Here is a 19,291-nt window from a genome sequence, read left to right on the forward strand (position 1 = left end):
GGGTCTTTAAAGTTTTTTGAAAAAGTGCTTGCAATCTTGCTGAAGCGAGAGTATACTCTTAATTACGGTGATTGAAACGGAACTGGTTCGGAAAGAACAAGACAACCGAGAATTCACTAGACATCTTCGAGGCTTCGAAGATATATGCTTGCGGTCGTGGCGGAATTGGCAGACGCGCACGGTTCAGGTCCGTGTGGGCTAACCCCCGTGGAGGTTCGAGTCCTCTCGACCGCATCCTATGAATAAGAGCTGATCCCTTGGGGATCAGCTCTTTTCTTAATATTCAGGGTTAGAGTGGGTGCGGTGCGTGCAATCAGGCCGCGGCTAGCGGCCTGATTGCATAATCCACAGTTTATGTTGTTACTGCACCGTCGAAAATGTGATATTTAATGACCTCTTGACCCCGAATCGTCTTGAAAATGCCGTTATTGAAGTCCGTGTACACGCTCTGATAAAAGGTTCCTTCAATCGCATCCGCTGCACTCGTCTCAAATTGCAGCACATAGCTATCGCCATCCCGAACGAGATATGCCTTTGTGCCCGGCTCATAATCATCCTCATGCTGCTGCTCCACCTGTCGCTTGACCGAGACAACATGAATATCCACCAGCTCAATGCTGCGGAGAATCTCGTTCATGATCGAGTCCTCGGTTAACTCCTCCCATTTCGTACGGACAGACTGACCCAGGACAATCTGGGTAATCTTTCTTTCTCTCGCCGTCTCAATGATCACCTCTGCGGCATCCCGCGAGGGACGCTTTGAAATCAGAAACTCCGCTTGCAGCTGCTGTGCGAGCGATGTCCACAAGGCCATGTTCCGATCTCTTTCTTCGTGATACGTATCTTCATCCTGGACGCCTACCGTCAAGATTGTCAGTGGCGCCTGAAAGGCCTGCGCGAGCTTGGCTCCGCGGCGGATCAGACGCTCTGAGCTCGGCCCGTAGCTGACACAGACCAGAATACTTTCACTGGCAAATGTATCTTCGGCCGGGCTTTGATTCGTATTCAATCCTGCTCCACCTCCTGTTTTGTGCATTATGTACACATTGTAACAAAAAAGAAGCCGCAGGGAGAAATTCACCTGCGGCGTTCTGCAGTTCACGGAGAGGTCTTGCTGCCAGCACGCCAGCGTATTGCCGTCACCAGGCCGCTCAGCATGCCAAGCAAGCCTCCCAAAATTACACTCCATATCAGATCATAGGAATGCCAGCCCATTAGAAAGCCGATCCCGCTTCCAAGCGTCGTGCCTCCCAGTAGTCCCAGCGCCGTGCCGATATCCTTATCCATCTTATCCCTCCGTTTATCCAAGGCTATGGAGATGGTATTCCCTGCAAGAACAGGGACCATTCTAAAGATCCAGGATCTTAAAGAATGGTCCCTATTTTTGCCGTTACGGCTGAGCTTTGGTTCGAAGATCTCCTTGAAGTGCGCAGTCGGCAAACAGTACCGAGCGCGGGATGCGAAAAAAGGCTTCTGCTTTCTCTTGAAACGCTGGAGAAGGCAGGGTTCCCTGATGCAGCCATTTACGGAATGTGCCGGGATGTACGCCGATCCAGCGGCTGACATCACTGACCGAGAGGTCATGCACCATGCACAGGCCAGTCAAAATCCGATTGCTGACGGGTGAACGGGTCAACGTCCGTTTCATGAAGCGCGAAGGCTCCGGCTGACAGATCAAGGGTGACTTTTCCAGTAATTCTTCGCGAAACAAAATATGACGGGGATAACCGAGATAGCTGCAAGCCTTCTCCAGATTGGTTTTGCCGGGCACACGCCCCTCATAGACCCAGGCACTGACGCTGCGTGAAGAAACGCCGAGCTCCTCTGCCAGCTGGGAGAGCTTGATATCATTGGCCATCAGGATGGCAAGCAGGACACGGTTACGGATCTGACACCGGGTAGGTCTGCGGAATCGCTTTACGCGCACGCCTTTACCCAGGTATTTACGGTTGATCAGGGACCACGCCTCGATGGAGTGTTTTTCTTGCTGTGGTTGTGTAGGCATAATTCCTCCGACTTTTTTTACCACAATACTACATTATTCGACAACCAACTTTCAATAGGCTGTTTCTATCATTTGTTTCCAGCTTGCTGTGAAGTTATACTGTATGCTCTTTAAAAAGGCGGTGCAGTGTACGGTTTACACCTGTAAAACGTGTCTAAACGGCACAAGCCGTTCATTTCTTTTTTGAGCCGGGCAGGGTATGATAGAACAGAAAGAGTACCTATCATCCTGTGACGGAGGAATGACTTTTGATTAAACACATCGTATTTTTCAAGCTGAAAGAACCGACTGCAGAGAACATTGAGCGCACAGTCCAGGTGCTCAAAAATATGGACGGACAAATTCCCCAGCTCCGCTCGCTGGAGGCAGGGGCAGACGTTGTGCGCTCGGAGCGCTCTTACGACCTGGCCTTGATCGTGGAAGTGGATTCCCTGGAGGAGCTTCAGGCGTATCAGGTGCACCCCGCTCATCAGGAAGTGATTCAATATATTAACGAAGTGAAGGATCATACCCTCGCTGTCGATTTCGAAGTTTAGGCGGTGATGGCTTGTATTACGTAAACCAGGATCAAATTGAACGTCGTCTGAATGCGATACCTCATATTGCAGAAGGTATGAGGGAGGCTGCTGCTGCCTGGAAGCCGACAGTGGCCTGCGGGTTTATTCAGGAGCGTGCGCTCCATTTGGCGATCGAGGTCGTTACCGATGTCGGCAGCTATCTGATTGACGGCTTTATTATGCGCGATGCCAGCAGCTATGAGGACATTATGGATATCATCCACGAAGAGAAGGTCATGTCCAAGCCCGTCTATGATGCCTTCATCGAGCTTGTCCGGCTGCGCCGGCCGCTGGTTCAGGAGTATTATGACTGGGACCGCTTTGCGCTGCACCCATTGACAGAGAGTCTGCCTGGCCTGCTGGAGACCTTTGCATCTGAAGTCAGGGGATATTTAGAGCGGGAGCTGTAGCGTCCACAGGAAGCGTCATAGAGCCTTTTACACGATGAATCGTGTGGAGGGCTTTTTTTTCGTGCAAACAGTGTCAGGCCAGGCCCTGGCTGCTTATAATGCAGCATGCGACTAGGCATTCGCCCGGTCAGCCGGAAGGAAGGGGAGAGGCAGGTATGCAGGAGTGGGGCATTGTGGCCGCGGCAGCAGGGATCTGGATCATTGCCGCAGCGGCGATTACCATAGGGTTTCTGATCCGGAACATGCTGCTTCGAGCGGAAGCTGTGCTAAGAACCATGGAAGAGCAGTACGCAGCGCTATCAGAGCAGACGTCACAGGTTATGGAACAGGCATCTCGTTCGCTGGGGCACGTAGAGCGGCAGCTGGCTGCAGCAGAATCCATGGTTGTCCAGGTGAAAGGTGCGGTCCATTCCGCTTCAGAAGCGGTAATTGGTGTGTCCAGAGTCAGCCAGAAGGCTGCCCAGTCTGCCGCTCAGCACTTGGAGCAGGCTCGACTGGACAATGAGAAGCAGCTCGGAGAGCTGTTTCGCTGGCTGGACATCGGGGTTTCGTTCTGGCATGCATGGCATCGACGGTCTCCCCGGACCGGCGGCGGGCAGGCTGAGTAAAGATCAAAGGAGAGATGCACAATGAACGAAAAAAGCAAAGGTTTGCTGTGGGGAGCACTTATCGGAAGCATTGCCGGGTCTGTAACGGCCCTGCTGCTGACACCGAAATCTGGCCGGGAGCTTAGAGAGAGCCTTGCCGACGGCGCGCGCCTTGCTGGAGATAAAGTGCAGGAAACCGCTGAAAAGCTGGGCGAACAGGGCATTTCCTGGATTGGCGTGATGACAGACCGGGCTCAGGGGATGATCTCCGAGCTGCAGGACTGGAGCCAGAAGCAGCAATCCTGGCTGGCTGACGGTGCAGAAGCCCGGATTTCCTCTTTTCGGGAACAGGAAGAGGATGAAGAGCTTCAAGGAGAACAGCAGCACCGTTAAACCATGGTCGTAGCGTCTTATAGCATAAACGCCCTGCTTGGGCTTGGCTTGAAGCCAAAACCGAGCAGGGCGTTTGTTGTCTTGTTCTAATAAGGCCTTTCCTGATAACGGAACATCGGAGATTTCAGCTCATTCTTATAAGCAGCGTGGAAGATGTGAGTGGATGCAGGAGACATGGGAGGGATCAGCCAGGTCCAATCTCCGGTCACGGATCTTCCCGCATCCTGCTCCCGTTCCTCGAAGCGCCGGAACTGTGAAGCGGCAGTGTGATGATCTACAATGCTGACACCGCTACGCTTGAACGAGTACAACACGGCTGTATTGAGCTCCAGCAGCGCCCGGTCGATCCACAGGGAGCTGTCTCTGGACGTATCCAGACCCAGATGGGCGGCGACGGCGGGCAGCTTATTGTACCGGAATGTGTCGGCCAGGTTTCTTGACCCGATCTCGGTGCCCATGTACCAGCCGTTAAAAGGTGCTGACGGATAGCGAATGCCGCCAATCTCTAAGCTCATATCGGAGATGATAGGCACAGCATACCATTTCAGTCCCAGGCGCTGAAAGTCCGGCACCTCGGGATGGTCAAGCTCCACCTCCAGCACAGCATCAGGAGGGAGAGGAAACCATTCCGGGACGGCATTCCCCTTCTGAATAACCAGAGGAAGGACATCGTAGTCACTTCCCTGTCCTCTCCACCCCAGTGCGCGGCACTGGGACGTGAAGTCCAGGGAGGCCGGGTCACCGGCCATCCTGCCGTCTTGCTCGTAGCCGGCATACCGGATCAGTTGATGGTTCCAGATGCGGAGGCTTTCATCTCCGTCCGTTTCGGGAGCAAGGATCGTAATCGTCGGGATAATTTTGCCGCCATTGGTGGCGGTGTAAATATGATCCACCAAGTGCTCTGCCGCCTGGGCCGGCGTAGAGGCAGCCCGGGCGTCCCTGACCCGAAGGCTGTCCCAGAACAGCCTGCCAATGCAGCGGTTACTGTTACGCCAGGCCAGCTTGGCACCATGTGTTAATTCTTCCTCGGTATGTGTATATGTACCGCTCTGCCGGATTTCCAGCTCGATCGCGCGGATTCGGGTTTCTGCCTCTGCAGGAGCTTTGCCGAGCTCGGCAAAGCTTGTCCTGATAAAGCGCTCGGCCTCGTGCAGCAAGCTCGTTGTGACTGACATCTATGCATCACCTGTCTCTCTTGTTTCAGTGTTCAGGGCTGTAGTTTAAGTATATGCCAAAAGCGAGGCAGAAGATAAGACAAAATTAGCGATTATGTTAACGTTAGTGCTCTCCGGAATGACTGCAGCCACAGCTAGCGGAAAGTTGAAGGCAGGCAGGAAATGGGGTAAGATTTAGGTACGTTTCGGACAGAAACGACATATGGTAGCACTGTAAGTATATGAAATTATCAATTGCTAAAGAAGGAAGCGGTGTGTTCGTGCAGCAAGCCATTGCAATACTAGATTCGGGTGTCGGCGGTCTGACCGTTGCCAAGGAAGTGATGAGACAGCTCCCGCGGGAGAAGGTCATCTACTTCGGCGATACCGCCCGCGCACCCTACGGACCCCGTACCCCGGAAGAAGTCCGTCAATTCACGGAGCAGATCGTAGATTACCTGCTTCAATATGATCCTAAAATGATCGTTATCGCCTGTAATACAGCGACAGCAGCAGCCCTGGATTACATTTCCGCAAAAGTGCAGATTCCCGTGATCGGGGTCATTCATCCTGGCGCCCGGGCCGCCATCAGTGCGACCAAGACAGGACATGTCGGTGTCATTGGTACAGCCGGAACGATCGGCAGCGGAGCGTACACGGCTGCACTGAAGCAGCTTTCGCCCTACGTGCAGGTTCAGAGTCAGGCTTGTCCAACCCTGGTCCCGCTTGTGGAGCAGGGGCTGTTTCGAGCGGAGGGATCGCTGCAGGTGGTGCGTGAAGCGTTAAGCACTCTTCATCCTGATGAAATGGACTGCCTCATTCTGGGCTGTACCCATTATCCATTTCTCATAGACACCATTCAGCAGGTGATGGGCGATGGCGTCAAGCTGATCAGCTCAGCGGATGAAACGGCGAGGGAAATCAGCACGATCCTTTATGATAAGGGTCAGCTGGCGAGCAGTGAGGAAACGCCGGTGCATCAGTTCTTTTGTACAGGGGATGCAGAGATGTTTCAGAGCATTGCTGCCGAATGGCTCGGAGAGCATATCCGGCGGACGCCGGTCGTTTGGCAGATTACGAAGCTATAATACGCTGTTATTGATTCTGAAAGGGCCGGCTCCTGAAGCCGGCTTTTTTTGCTGTTCCGGGGACTAGGGCTGTTAGGTGGACACATGTGGTACAACCGTACCGGCATACACTTGGAGCAGAGGATGCATGACTACACTGCGGCTGTGAGGGCCGCTTGGAAGGAGCATTTCAATGCGCCAGTATGTTGTAAAACCCGGAGATACCGTGCTCAGAATCGCTGCCCGGTACGAGCTCGCCAAAGAGCAGCTGATGACCGCGAATCCATGGATTTCCCGTCAGCCGTACATCAAGCCGGGACAAATTATGTTTTTGCCATCTTCATTTCGAAAGAGATATATGGTGATGGATGGCGATACGCCCGAGAGTGTAGCGGCTTCTTTTCAATGTGAGGTTTGTGATTTGGAGGCCATTAATCCCGGTCTTTCGTTATATCGCTTTACGCCCGGGAAGACAATCGCCCTGCCTCCGGTTTCGGGCGGACCGCTTGTACAGCTGCAGGGAGAGTATGGTCCTCGCGAGTGCGCCGAGGATCTGCTCAGGCTGACTTCTCGTTATTCATGTATGACGGTTGAGCAGATTGGTGCGAGTGTGCTGGGAACGCCTATTCAAGCACTCCGGCTGGGAAGCGGCAATCGTGCGCTGCATGTACATGGGGCACTGCACGGAAATGAATGGATCACAGCGCCCTGTCTGCTCCGGTTTGCAGAGCAGTATGCCTCCGCTTGGACCCGCGGCAGCAGCTTGCTGGGCCATGATGTAACAGAGTGGTTCAGGCAATATACGCTCTGGCTCGTGCCGATGGTCAATCCCGATGGCGTAGAGCTCGTGCAGCAGGGTGTCAGCGGCCTGGGGTCTGCAGCCGGTCAGCTGCTGGAGTGGAACGGCGGGCGCGAAAATTTCCGCAAATGGAAAGCGAATATCCGCGGCGTTGATCTGGGTGATCAGTTCCCGGCCCATTGGGAGCAGGAGGTCGAGCGGCGAGGGAAATCAGGCCCTGCACCGCAGGATTATCCGGGGCCTGCACCGCTGAGTGAGCCGGAGGCGCGGGGTCTTTATGAGCATACCTTGAGCATTCAGCCGGAAAGAGTCATTTCCTGGCACAGCCAGGGTCAGGAGATTTACTGGAATTATCGAAGCTGTGAGCCGGAATACAGTGAGCAATGGGCCCACAGGCTGGCTCAGGCAGCCGGCTATCGGGCTGTGAAGCTGTCGGGCAGCGATGCCGGCTACAAGGATTGGTTTATTCAGCATTACCGCAAGCCCGGCTTCACCGTCGAGCTGGGAAGAGGAATCAATCCGCTTCCGCTGGAGGATTTCGAGGACCTTGCCTTTGAAACGACGGCCATTATGGCTGCATTTATGTCATTAGCCTGAGCTGAATGTGAAACGGACCGCTGCTGCCATACGTAACGATCAGGGAGATGTGTTCTCAACCGGGCCCTCAGATCTGGCAGCGCGGTCTTGTTCTTCATAAGACGCAATATCGGGTAACATAGAATTAAAGGAGGAGAACGAGATGAAATGGAGAAAGCTTCTGTCGCTGCGCCGCTGGTCGCATGTTTTGAAGCGGATTATGGAATATCTGGTTTCTCCGCAGGTCGCCTTAAAGGACAAGCTGCTCTTTGTGATACCGGCTGCCCTGTATTGGGTGCTTCCCGATCTGCTGCCGTTTATACCGATTGATGATATTGGCGTTACGATGCTGCTCGCAAACTGGTTTGTCGGAAGAGTGGATCGCAAGTATCCACAGCTGAACCACAGTTCAGATCCACAGCAGCGCCGGGTTCGTTAAGAAAGCACAGCTTGTCAAAATGCGCGGCGGGGCATACAATTAAATATTGAAATTGCTGAATGCTGAACTGATTGTAAAGGATATGAACAACATGCCTAACGATATTAGAGTGTGCGAGAAATGCAAAGGCACCTCACTCAAGACGATTATTCCAAAATTGAAAAAGCTTGCCCCTGATGCGGACATCAAGGTCGGCTGTAAATCCTACTGCGGACCGTGCAAGAAGCGCGCTTTTGTGTATGTGAACGGCCGGTATATCAGCGCTCCCACGGAGGATGAGGTGCTGGCGAAAGCGAAGCCGTTTATCAAGCAGTCTTCCTGAGTCCGGTGTCGATCGGAAACAGCATGTTCATTTTATCGCTCCTGCATAGTTCTGCGTCTTGATATCCATGCTAAATAGGCAGCAGGCTATTCCAGATTCTGAAGGGAGACGGTATTATGACTAACAGCCATGACTCCAGCCTTCACGCCAACAACCCGGCAAACAGTGCGCTGGACTCGGTAGAGAAGCTTCACCGCTCCGTTTCCTCCGCCCTGTCGCATCCGACAGAAGCACTGGTGCAGCAGGCTGAGAATTCACTTGCTCATACAGAGCAGGCGGTACGCCAGGCTCATAGCCATGCCAATCCGGGGATGGTGGAGCTGGCAGAGGAGCTGCTGGGCGAAGAGAAAGCCCGGCTGTCCAAGCTGTCCTCAAGGAAGTAAGCTTAGCCAATGCCAATAAGGGGCCGGCCTCATAAAGAGGTGGCCCCTTATCTTGCTTTTCCTGCTGCTTTGACTTCTGTTAAGACTCCTGACCCGGACGCGGCGGCAGCGGACCCAGGAATTGATAATACTGACACTCGATGCGTCCATTGAACAGCTTGCGCCGTTTGTCGGCCTTGCGGCCCAAATAATGCTCGAACTGCTTGGCCGGGCTCAGTGCAAAAAATGACCATGTCGGCAGCTGCTGCAGCAGGTTGCCAAACTGTCTAAGCAGGCGTTCGACCTCCTCCTTCTCGCTCAGGCGCTCGCCATAAGGAGGGTTCGTAATGATGCAGCCGAAATCACCCTGAGGCAGAGCCTTGGAGGCCGGCAGCACATCCAGCTTGATTTCCTTCGCGAGGCCTGCGCTTTTGGCAGCGGCCTTAGCGACCTCAATGGCTTTCGGATCAATGTCACTGCCGCCTAATTGCAGCGGAATGTCATCTGTCACGGCATCAAAGGCTTCCTCACGCGCTTCTTCCCAGTTCCGGCTGCCAATCTTGTCCCACTGCTCGGATGGGAAGCTGCGGCGCAGGCCGGGTGCGATGTTCCAGGCCATCATGGCTGCTTCGATCAGGATCGTTCCTGAGCCGCAGCAAGGATCATAGAGAGGGCGATGCGGACCCCAGCGGCTAAGCTGGATCAGTGCGGAAGCCATCGTCTCCTTCAGCGGTGCTTCAGTCACGAGCTTGCGGTAGCCGCGTTTATGAAGGGCGGGTCCGGTTGTATCCAGGGTCAGAAGTGCGCGGTCCTTCAAGAGCGATACCTCGATACGGTAAAGCGGGCCGTCCTCCGGGAACCATTCCGTGTGGTGGGACAGCTTCAGCTTCTCTACGATCGCTTTCTTGACGATGCCCTGGCAAGCCGGGACGCTGCTAAGCTGGGATTTATGCGAACGCCCTTCTACAGGGAACTCTCCGTCTGCCGGAATCCATTCTTCCCAAGGCAGCGCCTTGGTGCCTTCAAACAGCTCATCAAAGGTCGTGGCCTGAAACTCTCCCATCTTTACAAGAATCCGGTCCGAGGTCCGGAGCCAGTAATTGCAACGGCATATATCAATCAGATCACCGGCGAAAACGACTCTGCCGTTCTCTACCTCCATATCGGTATATCCAAGGTCTTTCAGCTCCCGGGCTACAATGGCCTCCAGGCCCATGGGCGCGGTAGCGATTAATTGCAATTGAGGCATGAACACATTCAACTCCATATGCGGTATAGTTCGGCGTCACGCGCCGCCGGCTGAGGTGCTTGGTGCAGCCGGATTTATTTTTTTAGTATGGCAATAGTATAGGCGATTGTACAAGGCAAGACAATTATCATATCATTATGTGCATGAACTGCAGCATCGGCATTGGCCAGCTGCTGCAGAGGTGGAGGGACTTATTGTGAGATCTCAGGAAGAGTACGTCAATCAGCTGTTTACCGAGGATGAGGAGCTTCGGTCTGTTCGGGACAGCATTGCAGAGGCCGGCATGAAGGATATTTCTGTAGCTCCTGCATACGGAAGGCTGCTAACCCTGCTGGTTCAGGCTTCTGGCGCGCGAAAAGTGCTGGAAATCGGTGCCTTTGGCGGATACAGCGGGATCTGTCTTTGCCGGGGACTAGGGTCAGGCGGCCGCCTGACCTCATTGGAGCTGAATGAGGAATTCGCGGCACAGGCGTCTTCACGGCTGACTCAAGCGGGCTTCGGCGGCATGTTTCAGTTCCGTACAGGTCTTGCGGCAGACAGCCTGTCTCAGCTGAAGGAAGAAGGGCGCAGGTTCGATTTCTTCTTTATTGACGCAGATAAAGGCAACTACCCCTTGTATCTGGAATATGCACTGGAGCTCGCGAATCCGGGTGCCCTGATTGCAGGAGATAACTGCTTTTTGAGGGGACGCACCCTGGACCCGGAGAAGAATGGTCCATCGGTGCAGGCCGTGCGCCAATTTAACGAAAGGATGGCCAGCGATCCGCGGCTGACCAGCACGATGCTGCCTTCATATGATGGACTCGTGCTGGCCAGGGTGAACGAGAAATAGGTTATCCAGGACAAGCGGCCAGCCTTAGAAATTCAGGCTGCCAGTCATGAGTAAAGAGAAGGGCCCCGCACGTTCTCGTGCAGGGCCCTTCTCTTTTATTGAGGCTTCACCTTACCGCTGCCGGAATACAGCCGGAGGCGTACCCAAATCATATTGATCAGCAGCAGGCTGCCCGATACGATGAACAAGCCCTCAATGCCGATCAATCCGGCCATAAAGCCGCCCGCAATCGCACCCAGCATATTGCCTAGCGCCAGCGCGCTGGTGTTAAATCCGAACGCCCGGCTTTCCATGCCGTCGGGGGTATAGGAGCGGATGAGTGCATTCACGCTAGGCAGCAGCCCGCCCAGGAAGATGCCCATCATGAAGCGGACGGCGACCAGCTGCCATACATCCGTCACGAACGCCTGCGGAATTAATGTTAAGCCGGCGCCGATGAGGGCGAAGGTGAGCACGCGATGGGCTCCGATGCGGTCGCTGAGGCGTCCGAGCAGCGGAGAGGCGATCATATTAGAGAGCCCCGTCACCGCGATAACCATGCCGGCCCAGATGGCAATATCTTCGGTTTGGCCGTGCAGCTGCTGGACATACAGCGGAAGCAGCGACATGGGGCTGAGCATAGCGAACTGCAGCAGAAAGGTCACGGTGAATAGTGACGGCAGCTCCCGCGTGTGGCTCAGCTCCTTCAGGCCGGCAAGGACCGAGGCCTGAGGGGCAGCCATGGCTTCCGCACGGTCAAACTTCTCTCTCACCAGGAAGAGGGCGAGCAGGGATGCGCAGAAGATCAGGGCCCCGGTAATAAAGAAAATCGGCCGGAAGCCCACCCAATCCGCCATCAGACCGCCGATCAGGGGACCGAGGATGGTTCCCGCTACCTGCCCTGACTGCATGATCCCCATGGCAAAGCCCATCCGGCTCTTCGGCGTGGTGCCGGAGACGAGCGAGATGGCTGCCGGATTGAAGCCGGAAATGGTACCGTTCAGCAGACGGAGCACGAGCAAATGCCAAGGATGGGTCGCAAAGCCCATGCAGGCAATCACGAGCGCCATGCCGAAGCCCGAGCGGAGCAGCATCAGCTTTCTCCCGTATTTGTCTGCGGCTTTCCCCCAGATCGGCTGGAAAATAAACGACGTCAAAAAGTTCGCAGCAAAAATAAAACCGGCCCAAATCCCGATCTCCCGCTCATTGGTCATGCCAAGATCCTGAGCGAGGTACAGGGTAAGGAACGGGGTAATCATCGTCATTCCCGCATTAACCAGAAACTGTCCGAACCAAAGCACAATGAGGTTAACCTTCCACGATTTCAATGTGCTCTTCACTTCCTTTCTAGGCTGTCCGTTCAGGATTAGCGATGTAGTGAAATATATACGAAAAAAATGCCGTTCTTCCAGTATAACACATTCCGGATTCCACTGCCGTCAGCACGTGTCACAGGATTGTCATCTGATCTTCATGTGAAGGCTGCGGCAGATAGTTGTTACGACCTTCTAAAAAGGGCATAATAGCTTATACAGGAAACTTTTCTTATTGAGAATTTGGAGGCCTAATCATGACTTACAATGATCAGTTTATCCGAGCTTGCCGAAAGCAGGAAATGAACCAGGTTCCGGTGTGGTACATGCGGCAGGCAGGACGTTATGATCCGGAATACCGCAAGATCAAGGAGAAATACTCGCTGCTTGAAATTTGCAGACAGCCCGAGCTGGCGGCTGAGGTCACATTGATGCCGGTACGGAAGCTGGGTGTGGATGCCGCTATACTCTATTCGGACATCATGAATCCGGTTGCCTCCATTGGGATTGATTTTGATATTGTGAAGAACATCGGTCCGGTCATTGAGAATCCGATCTCCACGGCAGCGGACGTGGCCCGCCTGACCCCGATCGACGTAGAAGGGGATCTTGGACATGTTCTGGAGACGATTCGTATCCTGGACCGTGAGCTGCAGGTGCCGCTCATTACGTTTGCTGGTGCGCCCTTTACCATTGCGAGCTATCTGATTGAGGGACGCCCTTCCCGCAACTACATAAAGACGAAGGAAATGATGTATAGCGAGCCGAAGGTCTGGTTCTCGCTGATGGACAAGCTGGGCGATATGGTTATTGCTTATTTGCGTGCCCATACCGAGAATGGCGGCAAGGCATTCCAGCTGTTTGACAGCTGGGTGGGGGCCCTCTCTCCGAAGGATTTTGAAGTGTATGTGCTGCCGACCATTACCCGCATTTTTGCGGAGCTGCAGGATCTGGATGTGCCCAAAATTTATTTCCCGGGTGTCAGCTCCGGGGAGCTGCTCCCTTCGCTGCACGGCCTGCAGGCTGACGTGATCGGTCTGGATTGGAGAGTTTCGATTCAAGAAGGCCGCCGTCGCCTGAACCATGGGTTTGCGGTACAGGGCAACCTGGACCCGACCGTGTTGACTGCTCCGATGGATGTAATCCAGCAGTACGCCAAAGAGATTATCGATCAGGGCATACAGGAGCCGGGCTTTGTGTTCAATCTCGGCCATGGTCTTTTCCCGGAGGCTTCTCTCGATAAGCTGCGGGAGCTGACGGATTATATCCACGAGTATTCCCGCGAAGCATTGAAGAGTATTTAAGCAGGTTAACAAATAAGCAGAGGTGAATAATATGAAAATCGGTGTATTGGTGATGTCTTATGGGACCCCGCAGAGCCTGGAGGATGTGGAGGCGTACTATACTCATATCCGCCGGGGAAACAAGCCGTCGGAGGAGCAGCTGAAGGAGCTGACCGACCGCTATGAAGCCATCGTTGGCGGCGTCTTCCCGCTGCGCGAGAATACAGACCGTCAGGTTTCCAGTCTGCAGGAGACGCTGAACCGCCATGCCCAGGAGGCAGGCGTGGAGTTTGTGTGCTATCAGGGCTTGAAGCATGCAGCGCCTTTTATTGAGGACGGCGTCGATCAGATGGTCCAAGACGGCATACAGAAAGCCATCGGCATTGTGCTGGCCCCTCATTTTTCTACAATGAGTGTAGGCACTTATATTAAAAGAGCCCGTGCAAAAGCAGAGGAAGCCGGCATTGACATGCAGTTTGTGGAGAGCTACCATCTTCACCCGCTGCTTCTTGAGGCGCTGGCTGAGCGGGTCGGAGCGGTGCTGGATCAATTTCAGGAAGCGGGAGCGCTTCGCGATCATGTGAGGGTTCTCTTCAGTGCGCACAGCCTGCCAGAGCGTATTTTGTCGATGGGAGATCCTTATCAGGAGCAGCTGCTGGAAACCTCCAAGGCTGTGGCTGAGAAAGCAGGCGTCAGTCAGTGGCAGTTTACGTGGCAGAGCGCCGGACGTACACACGAGCCTTGGCTGGGTCCGGATATTTTGGATACACTGCAGGAGCTGAAGCATGAGCAGGTTGAGGATGTGCTGGTTGCGCCGATCGGCTTCGTGTCCGATCATCTGGAAGTGCTGTATGACCTGGACATTGAGGCCAAAGCCATTGCCAAAGAAATGGACATGCGTTTGATGCGCACACCTTCACTGAACAGTGATCCGAAGTATATGGAAACCTTGGCTGATTGTGTGCTTACAAAGTGGAAGCAAGGTTAATAAATAGATAGCGGCACGCATGAATGAGCCCTCCGGCCAGCCGGGGGGTTCTACTTTTACACCATTTGTTGATATAATATGAAAAGTTTGAGCTCGTGCCAAAGAAGAGTATCGAGAAAAAGGGGTGACAAGATGTACCCGTCAAGAACAGAGAGAAAGAAAGCGAAGGATCAGGAGAAGCAAACCCGCTATGTCCGTTTTTGGACGGTTGTTAACATTGGACTTATTGCTGTAGCTGCAGGTCTGCTGGTTTACTATGCCAATCATCAGGAGGTCCTGCCATGAATAATTTCTGCGTGGCTCATAGAGGGTTCTCAGGCAAGGCCCCGGAGAACACCCGGGCAGCCTTCAAGCTTGCCATGTCTGTGCCTTACGTAAAATGGCTGGAGATTGACGTACAGCTGACCCGGGACGGGGTTCCTGTGGTCATTCATGACTTCAGCGTCGATCGCACGACGACGGGCAAAGGCAAGGTCAAGGATTTGACCTGGCGGGAAATCCGGACGATGGATGCTGGGATCTGGAAGGGGAGTCAGTTTGAAGGTGAGCAGGTCCCGTCCCTGGACGAGGTGCTGCAGATGGTCAAGGGCCGTCTCAAGGTGAATATCGAGCTGAAGACCAGTGGTGATATGTACCCTGGACTGGAGGAGAAGGTGCTGGAAAGAGTGCGGGCCCATCAAATGCTGTCCGAGGTCGTCATTACCTCCTTCGAGCCCAAGGCGCTGCTGCGGGCTAAAGAGCTGGAGCCGGAGGTGAAGGTAGGCCTGATCATTGATGCGCATCCAAGGGACCTATTATCCCGTCTCAAGAAGCTGGGCTGCTCGTTTCTATCCATTGGTTACTCCCACCTGGATGCTTCTTTTGCTTCAGAGCTGCTGAAGAATGGAATTACGCCGATGGCCTGGACGGTAGATGACCGGCGCAGCATGGCTGCTTTGGCCAGAATGAATCCAGAGATTATGATATGCACGAACCGGCCGGACATGTGGGGTCAGCTGTTCTCTAACGGCTTTGCGCCACGCATTCCGTTTTGGGATAAATGGAAAGGATGGTTTCGATGACAGCTTTCATCAATAACGTGTATTGTGTAGGAAGAAATTATAAATTGCATGCGGAGGAGCTAGGGAATGCCGTACCGGAGGAGCCGATGATTTTTCTGAAGCCGAACCACGCGGTTGCAGCCTTGAATGGAGAGTCTTTGGCTTTGCCGCAGGGTCAGGGTACGATCCATTTTGAGGGTGAGATTGTCATCCGGGCTGCCCGTGATTATACACCTGGCATGTCTGTGAATGAGCTTGTTGATCATATGGCGCTTGGCATTGATTTTACACTGCGCGACGTTCAGAGTGTGATCAAGGCAAAGGGACACCCGTGGACGGCAGCAAAAGGCTTTAAGAACTCTGCGCCGCTGTCTGCCTGGCTTCCTTTCCCGGGAAATAAAGAGGTGGAGCAAACTCCCTTTACAGTGATGAAGAACGGCACTCAGGTACAGCGGGGTCAGGCTTCAGACATGATATTTTCATTGCAGCAGATTGTTGATTATATTGGGCAGCACTGCGGCTTGTCTGAAGGCGATATTGTATTTACGGGCACTCCAGAAGGTGTCGGGCCTGCAGAGCAAGGAGATACATTCGAGCTGATCTGGGGAGAGCAGTCTCTGGGCTCCTGTGAGATCGGTTAAAGGATGAAACGGAGGTATCGTCATTGGATTGGCTGATCGGTGCTATAGGGGCCTTTGCAGGAGCCGGCGCGGCTTATTATAAACGCTCGCTTTCTTTATCAGGCGCGGCAGCAGCGATGGTGATGGGGACGGTATACTATGGAGCAGGGAACCTGTTTTGGTTTGGTACTCTGCTTCTTTTTTTCGTGACCTCTACGGCCTTATCCAAATACAAGCAGCCGCGAAAGAAGGACATGGAAGAAGCGTATGCCAAGAACGGGCGCAGAGATGCCGGACAGGTGCTCGCAAACGGCGGCGCCGGCATGGTGCTATGCCTGCTGTATGCCTGGACTGCTCATGACGCTTTTATTTTTGTATTTATCGGGGTTATGGCTGCTGTAAATGCAGATACCTGGGCCACAGAGCTGGGTAGCCTGAGCCGGAGACCGCCGCGCAGCATTCTGAATGGCCGTGTGCTGGTTCCGGGCGCCTCCGGAGGGGTATCCTGGCTGGGCTCTTTGGCCGCGGCCGCGGGAGGGCTTACCCTGGGTCTGGGTGCCTGGCTGCTGGGGGTGCCTGCCGGACTTGAGCTTAACTTCTGGAGCTGTGCTGCGGCGGGGCTTGCCGGGGGACTGGCGGGAGCGTTCAGTGATTCCTTGCTGGGAGCTTCTTTGCAGGGAATGCAGCAATGTACCGTCTGCGGGAGAAGTGTAGAAGCGCGTCAGCATTGCGGCAGACCGACAAAGCAGGGACAAGGACTTCGGTGGATGACTAATGATGCCGTGAACCTGATCAGCTCCTGCATTGGCGGAATCACGGGATGGTTGATAGCAGCGATGCTGTAGCTTAGCTATAGGCGGCGCTCCCCCTGCTAGAATGAAGGGACCCCTTCAGCTTCATGAGGGAATGCTGGGGTGTTACAATGAATGGGATCTAAAATACGGGAACAAGTAGGGAATGAAATCATGAATATTATGACAGTCGAGCAGCTCACCAAGAGCTACGGAGATAAAATATTGTTTCAGGATGCGTCTTTCGGGATGGATGCCCAGGACAAAATCGGCATCATTGGCGTCAACGGAACCGGTAAATCAACATTTCTGCGTGTTATTGCAGGATTAGAGCCGCCGGATTCCGGCAAGATCTCGATCGGCAATCGTGTCCACATCCAGTATCTCGCCCAGAATCCGGCCTTTGATCCTCACCACACCGTGCTGCAGCATATTTTTTCCGGTGAATTGCCAGAAATGAAGGTGGTCCGGGATTACACCTCGCTGCTGGAGCTGCTGGAGCTACAGCCAGGCAATACAGAGCTGCAGGAGCAGCTGCTGAAGCTGAATCAGCGAATGGATGAGCTTCAGGCCTGGCAGCTTGAAAGTGATGCCAAGGCGGTTCTCTCCAGACTGGGGATTACGAGCTATGATGCACCCATGGAATCCTTGTCCGGCGGTCAGCGTAAAAGGGTCGCGCTCGCAGCCGTCTTGATTCAGCCCTCAGACCTGCTGATTCTGGATGAGCCTACAAACCATATTGATAATGAATCGGTTGCCTGGCTGGAGCAGTATTTGCAGAAGCGGCGCGGCGCGCTGCTGATGATTACCCATGACCGCTACTTTCTCGATAGAGTCGCAAATGTCATGCTGGAGCTGGATCACGGCCGATTGTTCCGCTATGAGGCCAATTATTCCCGTTTTCTGGAGCTGAAGGCTGATCGCGAGGAGAGAGAGGCCGCGGCAGAGCAGAAGCGGAAGAATCTGTTCCGCAATGAGCTGGCCTGGATTCGCCGCGGTGCTAAAGCAAGAACGACGAAGCAGAAGGCGAGGATTGAGCGCTTTGAAGCCTTGAAGGAGCAGGAACCGGTGTCCAGCACCAATGAAATGGATGTTTCTGTGGCATCGACCCGGCTGGGACGCAAAATTCTCGAGCTTCATCATCTCCACCAAAAAGCCGGCAGCAAGCCGCTGATCACGGATATGAGCTATATTGCGGTGCCGGAGGACCGAATTGGTATTGTCGGTCCGAACGGAAGCGGGAAATCAACCCTGCTGAACCTGATTGCCGGCAAGCTGCAGCCTGATTCCGGGGAGGTCATCATCGGCCAGACGGTGAAGCTGGGTTACTTCACGCAGGAGCATCAGGATATGGACCCTAATCAACGGGTGATCGAGTATATTAAAGACGAGGCAGAGGTTGTGCGCACGGCTGATGGCTCCAGCATTAGTGCAGCCCAAATGCTGGAACGCTTTTTGTTTCCGCCGGCTGCGCAGTGGACGCCGATTGCCAAGCTCTCTGGCGGCGAGAAGAGACGGCTGTATTTGCTGAGAGTGCTGATGGGTGCACCTAACGTGCTGCTGCTGGACGAGCCGACCAATGACCTTGATATCCAGACCCTGTCGGTGCTGGAGCAGTACCTGGACGAATTTCCGGGTGTTGTTATCGTAGTATCCCATGACCGCTTCTTCCTTGACCGAACTGTGGACAAGATTATGGCCTTTGAAGGGGAGGGGCAGGTTCGTGTTCATGTCGGCTCCTACAGTGAATACGCGGAATGGCTGGCCAAGCACGGTGCTGGTGATGAAGCAGGATCAGGTCGTTCCTCGGACAAGGCGGGGAGTACACCCGCTGCTCCGGTAAGCGATAACCGGAAAGAAGCGAGAAAAGAGAAGCCAAAGTTTACCTATAGTGAGCAGAAGGAGTACGAGCAGATTGACGAACAGATTGAAGCAGCGGAGAATCGGGCTGTTTCGATCCAGCAGGACATGGAGGCCTCAGCCAGCGATTCCGCTCGCCTGCAGGAGCTGATGAAGGAGCTGCAAGGCAATGAGCAGGAGCTGGAGCGGCTGATGGAGCGTTGGACGTATCTTAATGAGCTGGCGGAGCGGATTGAGCAGAGCAAGGCGTAAGCTTGCAGCTGCCTGGAGGAGATAACCTCGATTTCCTGACAAGATAGTATAAGACGGAGAATGCCCGGTGTGGCATGTGGACAGCCTAGCAGGCAGGGGATCTACAAGCTTACATGAAGCTGCACCGGGATATGTCTTGTTATGAATTGGGCATTTGAGTTGAATTTTCAAAGAGCCATGTGGAGAGTGAATTGAAGACCTCTGTTTCTTGCTCAACTATTTTGTACATTTTCCTCTCATCTCTTAACAGATAACCTTTTTGATTCATATCCAAAGAATAATTATTCAATTCTCCATTACGATCACGATAAAAAATGATGAATGCAAACGTAGCACCACCATCATTTCTTATGTTTCTGCTGACAAACGATCTGGGCGATCTCGTATACGACACGGAGTCTAGAATGCTCATC

General features: G+C 53.8%; 23 protein-coding genes and 1 tRNA gene. 18 read left to right on the forward strand and 6 right to left on the reverse strand.

Annotated features, from left to right (window positions below):
• Positions 1 to 150: 150 nt before the first annotated feature.
• Positions 151 to 234: transfer RNA gene (locus tag JJQ72_RS00865), tRNA-Leu, on the forward strand.
• A gap of 118 nt (positions 235 to 352) precedes the next feature.
• Here the strand turns inward: JJQ72_RS00865 and JJQ72_RS00870 are convergent.
• The 3 genes from JJQ72_RS00870 to JJQ72_RS00880 form a co-directional block, all read right to left on the reverse strand.
• Positions 353 to 1,009, reverse strand: coding sequence for a universal stress protein (locus JJQ72_RS00870; protein WP_208202432.1), 657 nt, complete (start codon positions 1,007 to 1,009; stop codon positions 353 to 355).
• Positions 1,010 to 1,098: 89 nt separating this feature from the next.
• Positions 1,099 to 1,287: a hypothetical protein gene (locus JJQ72_RS00875; protein ID WP_138226379.1), complete on the reverse strand. Its 189-nt coding sequence runs from the start codon at positions 1,285 to 1,287 to the stop codon at positions 1,099 to 1,101.
• 103 nt (positions 1,288 to 1,390) lie between these two features.
• Positions 1,391 to 2,005 carry a helix-turn-helix domain-containing protein gene (locus JJQ72_RS00880; protein WP_138226378.1) on the reverse strand — a complete coding sequence of 205 codons (615 nt, stop codon included), beginning with the start codon at positions 2,003 to 2,005 and terminating at the stop codon, positions 1,391 to 1,393.
• Positions 2,006 to 2,253: 248 nt separating this feature from the next.
• Between JJQ72_RS00880 and JJQ72_RS00885 the strand changes: the two genes are divergently transcribed.
• The 4 genes from JJQ72_RS00885 to JJQ72_RS00900 all read left to right on the forward strand — a co-directional run bounded on the left by JJQ72_RS00885 (position 2,254) and on the right by JJQ72_RS00900 (position 3,952).
• On the forward strand, positions 2,254 to 2,541 hold the full coding sequence (locus tag JJQ72_RS00885) for a Dabb family protein (RefSeq protein ID WP_138226377.1): 288 nt from the start codon (positions 2,254 to 2,256) through the stop codon (positions 2,539 to 2,541).
• 11 nt (positions 2,542 to 2,552) lie between these two features.
• Positions 2,553 to 2,972 (forward strand): DUF86 domain-containing protein, encoded by a 420-nt coding sequence (locus JJQ72_RS00890; RefSeq protein ID WP_138226376.1) that lies wholly within the window; start codon positions 2,553 to 2,555, stop codon positions 2,970 to 2,972.
• Between the two features lie 155 nt (positions 2,973 to 3,127).
• On the forward strand, positions 3,128 to 3,580 hold the full coding sequence (locus JJQ72_RS00895) for a DUF948 domain-containing protein (RefSeq protein WP_138226375.1): 453 nt from the start codon (positions 3,128 to 3,130) through the stop codon (positions 3,578 to 3,580).
• Positions 3,581 to 3,601: 21 nt separating this feature from the next.
• Positions 3,602 to 3,952: a YtxH domain-containing protein gene (locus tag JJQ72_RS00900; RefSeq protein WP_138226374.1), complete on the forward strand. Its 351-nt coding sequence runs from the start codon at positions 3,602 to 3,604 to the stop codon at positions 3,950 to 3,952.
• 86 nt (positions 3,953 to 4,038) lie between these two features.
• Here JJQ72_RS00900 and JJQ72_RS00905 read toward each other — a convergent pair whose 3' ends face one another.
• Complete coding sequence (locus JJQ72_RS00905) at positions 4,039 to 5,127, reverse strand: nitric oxide synthase oxygenase (protein ID WP_208202433.1); 1,089 nt, start codon at positions 5,125 to 5,127, stop codon at positions 4,039 to 4,041.
• A gap of 260 nt (positions 5,128 to 5,387) precedes the next feature.
• Between JJQ72_RS00905 and racE the strand changes: the two genes are divergently transcribed.
• The 5 genes from racE (at position 5,388) to JJQ72_RS00930 (ending at position 8,692) form a co-directional block, all read left to right on the forward strand.
• Positions 5,388 to 6,194, forward strand: a complete 807-nt coding sequence (gene racE / locus JJQ72_RS00910) for a glutamate racemase (RefSeq protein WP_138227814.1) — start codon at positions 5,388 to 5,390, stop codon at positions 6,192 to 6,194.
• 172 nt (positions 6,195 to 6,366) lie between these two features.
• The gene (locus JJQ72_RS00915) at positions 6,367 to 7,569 is read left to right on the forward strand and encodes a M14 family metallopeptidase (RefSeq protein ID WP_208202434.1); all 1,203 of its coding nucleotides are present in this window, start codon (positions 6,367 to 6,369) and stop codon (positions 7,567 to 7,569) included.
• 142 nt (positions 7,570 to 7,711) lie between these two features.
• Positions 7,712 to 7,987, forward strand: a complete 276-nt coding sequence (locus tag JJQ72_RS00920; RefSeq protein ID WP_138226371.1) for a hypothetical protein — start codon at positions 7,712 to 7,714, stop codon at positions 7,985 to 7,987.
• A 91-nt stretch (positions 7,988 to 8,078) separates the two neighbouring features.
• Positions 8,079 to 8,309: a YuzB family protein gene (locus tag JJQ72_RS00925; RefSeq protein WP_138226370.1), complete on the forward strand. Its 231-nt coding sequence runs from the start codon at positions 8,079 to 8,081 to the stop codon at positions 8,307 to 8,309.
• 116 nt (positions 8,310 to 8,425) lie between these two features.
• Positions 8,426 to 8,692, forward strand: a complete 267-nt coding sequence (locus JJQ72_RS00930) for a hypothetical protein (RefSeq protein ID WP_138226369.1) — start codon at positions 8,426 to 8,428, stop codon at positions 8,690 to 8,692.
• A 79-nt stretch (positions 8,693 to 8,771) separates the two neighbouring features.
• Here JJQ72_RS00930 and JJQ72_RS00935 read toward each other — a convergent pair whose 3' ends face one another.
• On the reverse strand, positions 8,772 to 9,920 hold the full coding sequence (locus tag JJQ72_RS00935; RefSeq protein WP_208202435.1) for a THUMP domain-containing class I SAM-dependent RNA methyltransferase: 1,149 nt from the start codon (positions 9,918 to 9,920) through the stop codon (positions 8,772 to 8,774).
• A gap of 193 nt (positions 9,921 to 10,113) precedes the next feature.
• Between JJQ72_RS00935 and JJQ72_RS00940 the strand changes: the two genes are divergently transcribed.
• Entirely contained in the window at positions 10,114 to 10,752 is a 639-nt protein-coding gene (locus tag JJQ72_RS00940; RefSeq protein WP_208202631.1) for an O-methyltransferase, read from the forward strand.
• Positions 10,753 to 10,847: 95 nt separating this feature from the next.
• Here the strand turns inward: JJQ72_RS00940 and JJQ72_RS00945 are convergent, their stop codons facing one another.
• Entirely contained in the window at positions 10,848 to 12,059 is a 1,212-nt protein-coding gene (locus tag JJQ72_RS00945) for an MFS transporter (RefSeq protein WP_138226367.1), read from the reverse strand.
• Between the two features lie 242 nt (positions 12,060 to 12,301).
• Between JJQ72_RS00945 and hemE the strand changes: the two genes are divergently transcribed.
• The 7 genes from hemE (at position 12,302) to JJQ72_RS00980 (ending at position 18,878) form a co-directional block, all read left to right on the forward strand.
• Entirely contained in the window at positions 12,302 to 13,348 is a 1,047-nt protein-coding gene (gene hemE, locus JJQ72_RS00950; protein ID WP_138226366.1) for a uroporphyrinogen decarboxylase, read from the forward strand.
• Positions 13,349 to 13,379: 31 nt separating this feature from the next.
• Positions 13,380 to 14,315, forward strand: coding sequence for a ferrochelatase (gene hemH, locus JJQ72_RS00955; protein ID WP_138226365.1), 936 nt, complete (start codon positions 13,380 to 13,382; stop codon positions 14,313 to 14,315).
• Between the two features lie 132 nt (positions 14,316 to 14,447).
• Positions 14,448 to 14,600 carry a hypothetical protein gene (locus JJQ72_RS00960; protein WP_175415303.1) on the forward strand — a complete coding sequence of 51 codons (153 nt, stop codon included), beginning with the start codon at positions 14,448 to 14,450 and terminating at the stop codon, positions 14,598 to 14,600.
• Entirely contained in the window at positions 14,597 to 15,376 is a 780-nt protein-coding gene (locus JJQ72_RS00965; RefSeq protein WP_138226364.1) for a glycerophosphodiester phosphodiesterase, read from the forward strand. Before JJQ72_RS00960 ends, JJQ72_RS00965 begins: the two co-directional genes overlap by 4 nt.
• Positions 15,373 to 15,996, forward strand: coding sequence for a fumarylacetoacetate hydrolase family protein (locus JJQ72_RS00970; RefSeq protein ID WP_208202436.1), 624 nt, complete (start codon positions 15,373 to 15,375; stop codon positions 15,994 to 15,996). The genes JJQ72_RS00965 and JJQ72_RS00970 overlap by 4 nt, the downstream gene beginning before the upstream one ends.
• 23 nt (positions 15,997 to 16,019) lie before the next feature.
• Complete coding sequence (locus JJQ72_RS00975; RefSeq protein WP_208202437.1) at positions 16,020 to 16,820, forward strand: DUF92 domain-containing protein; 801 nt, start codon at positions 16,020 to 16,022, stop codon at positions 16,818 to 16,820.
• A gap of 120 nt (positions 16,821 to 16,940) precedes the next feature.
• Complete coding sequence (locus JJQ72_RS00980; protein ID WP_208202438.1) at positions 16,941 to 18,878, forward strand: ABC-F family ATP-binding cassette domain-containing protein; 1,938 nt, start codon at positions 16,941 to 16,943, stop codon at positions 18,876 to 18,878.
• The last annotated feature ends 413 nt before the right edge of the window (positions 18,879 to 19,291 follow it).

This window comes from Paenibacillus sp. F411 (assembly GCF_017582705.1).
GTDB lineage: Bacteria > Bacillota > Bacilli > Paenibacillales > Paenibacillaceae > Paenibacillus_AQ > Paenibacillus_AQ algicola.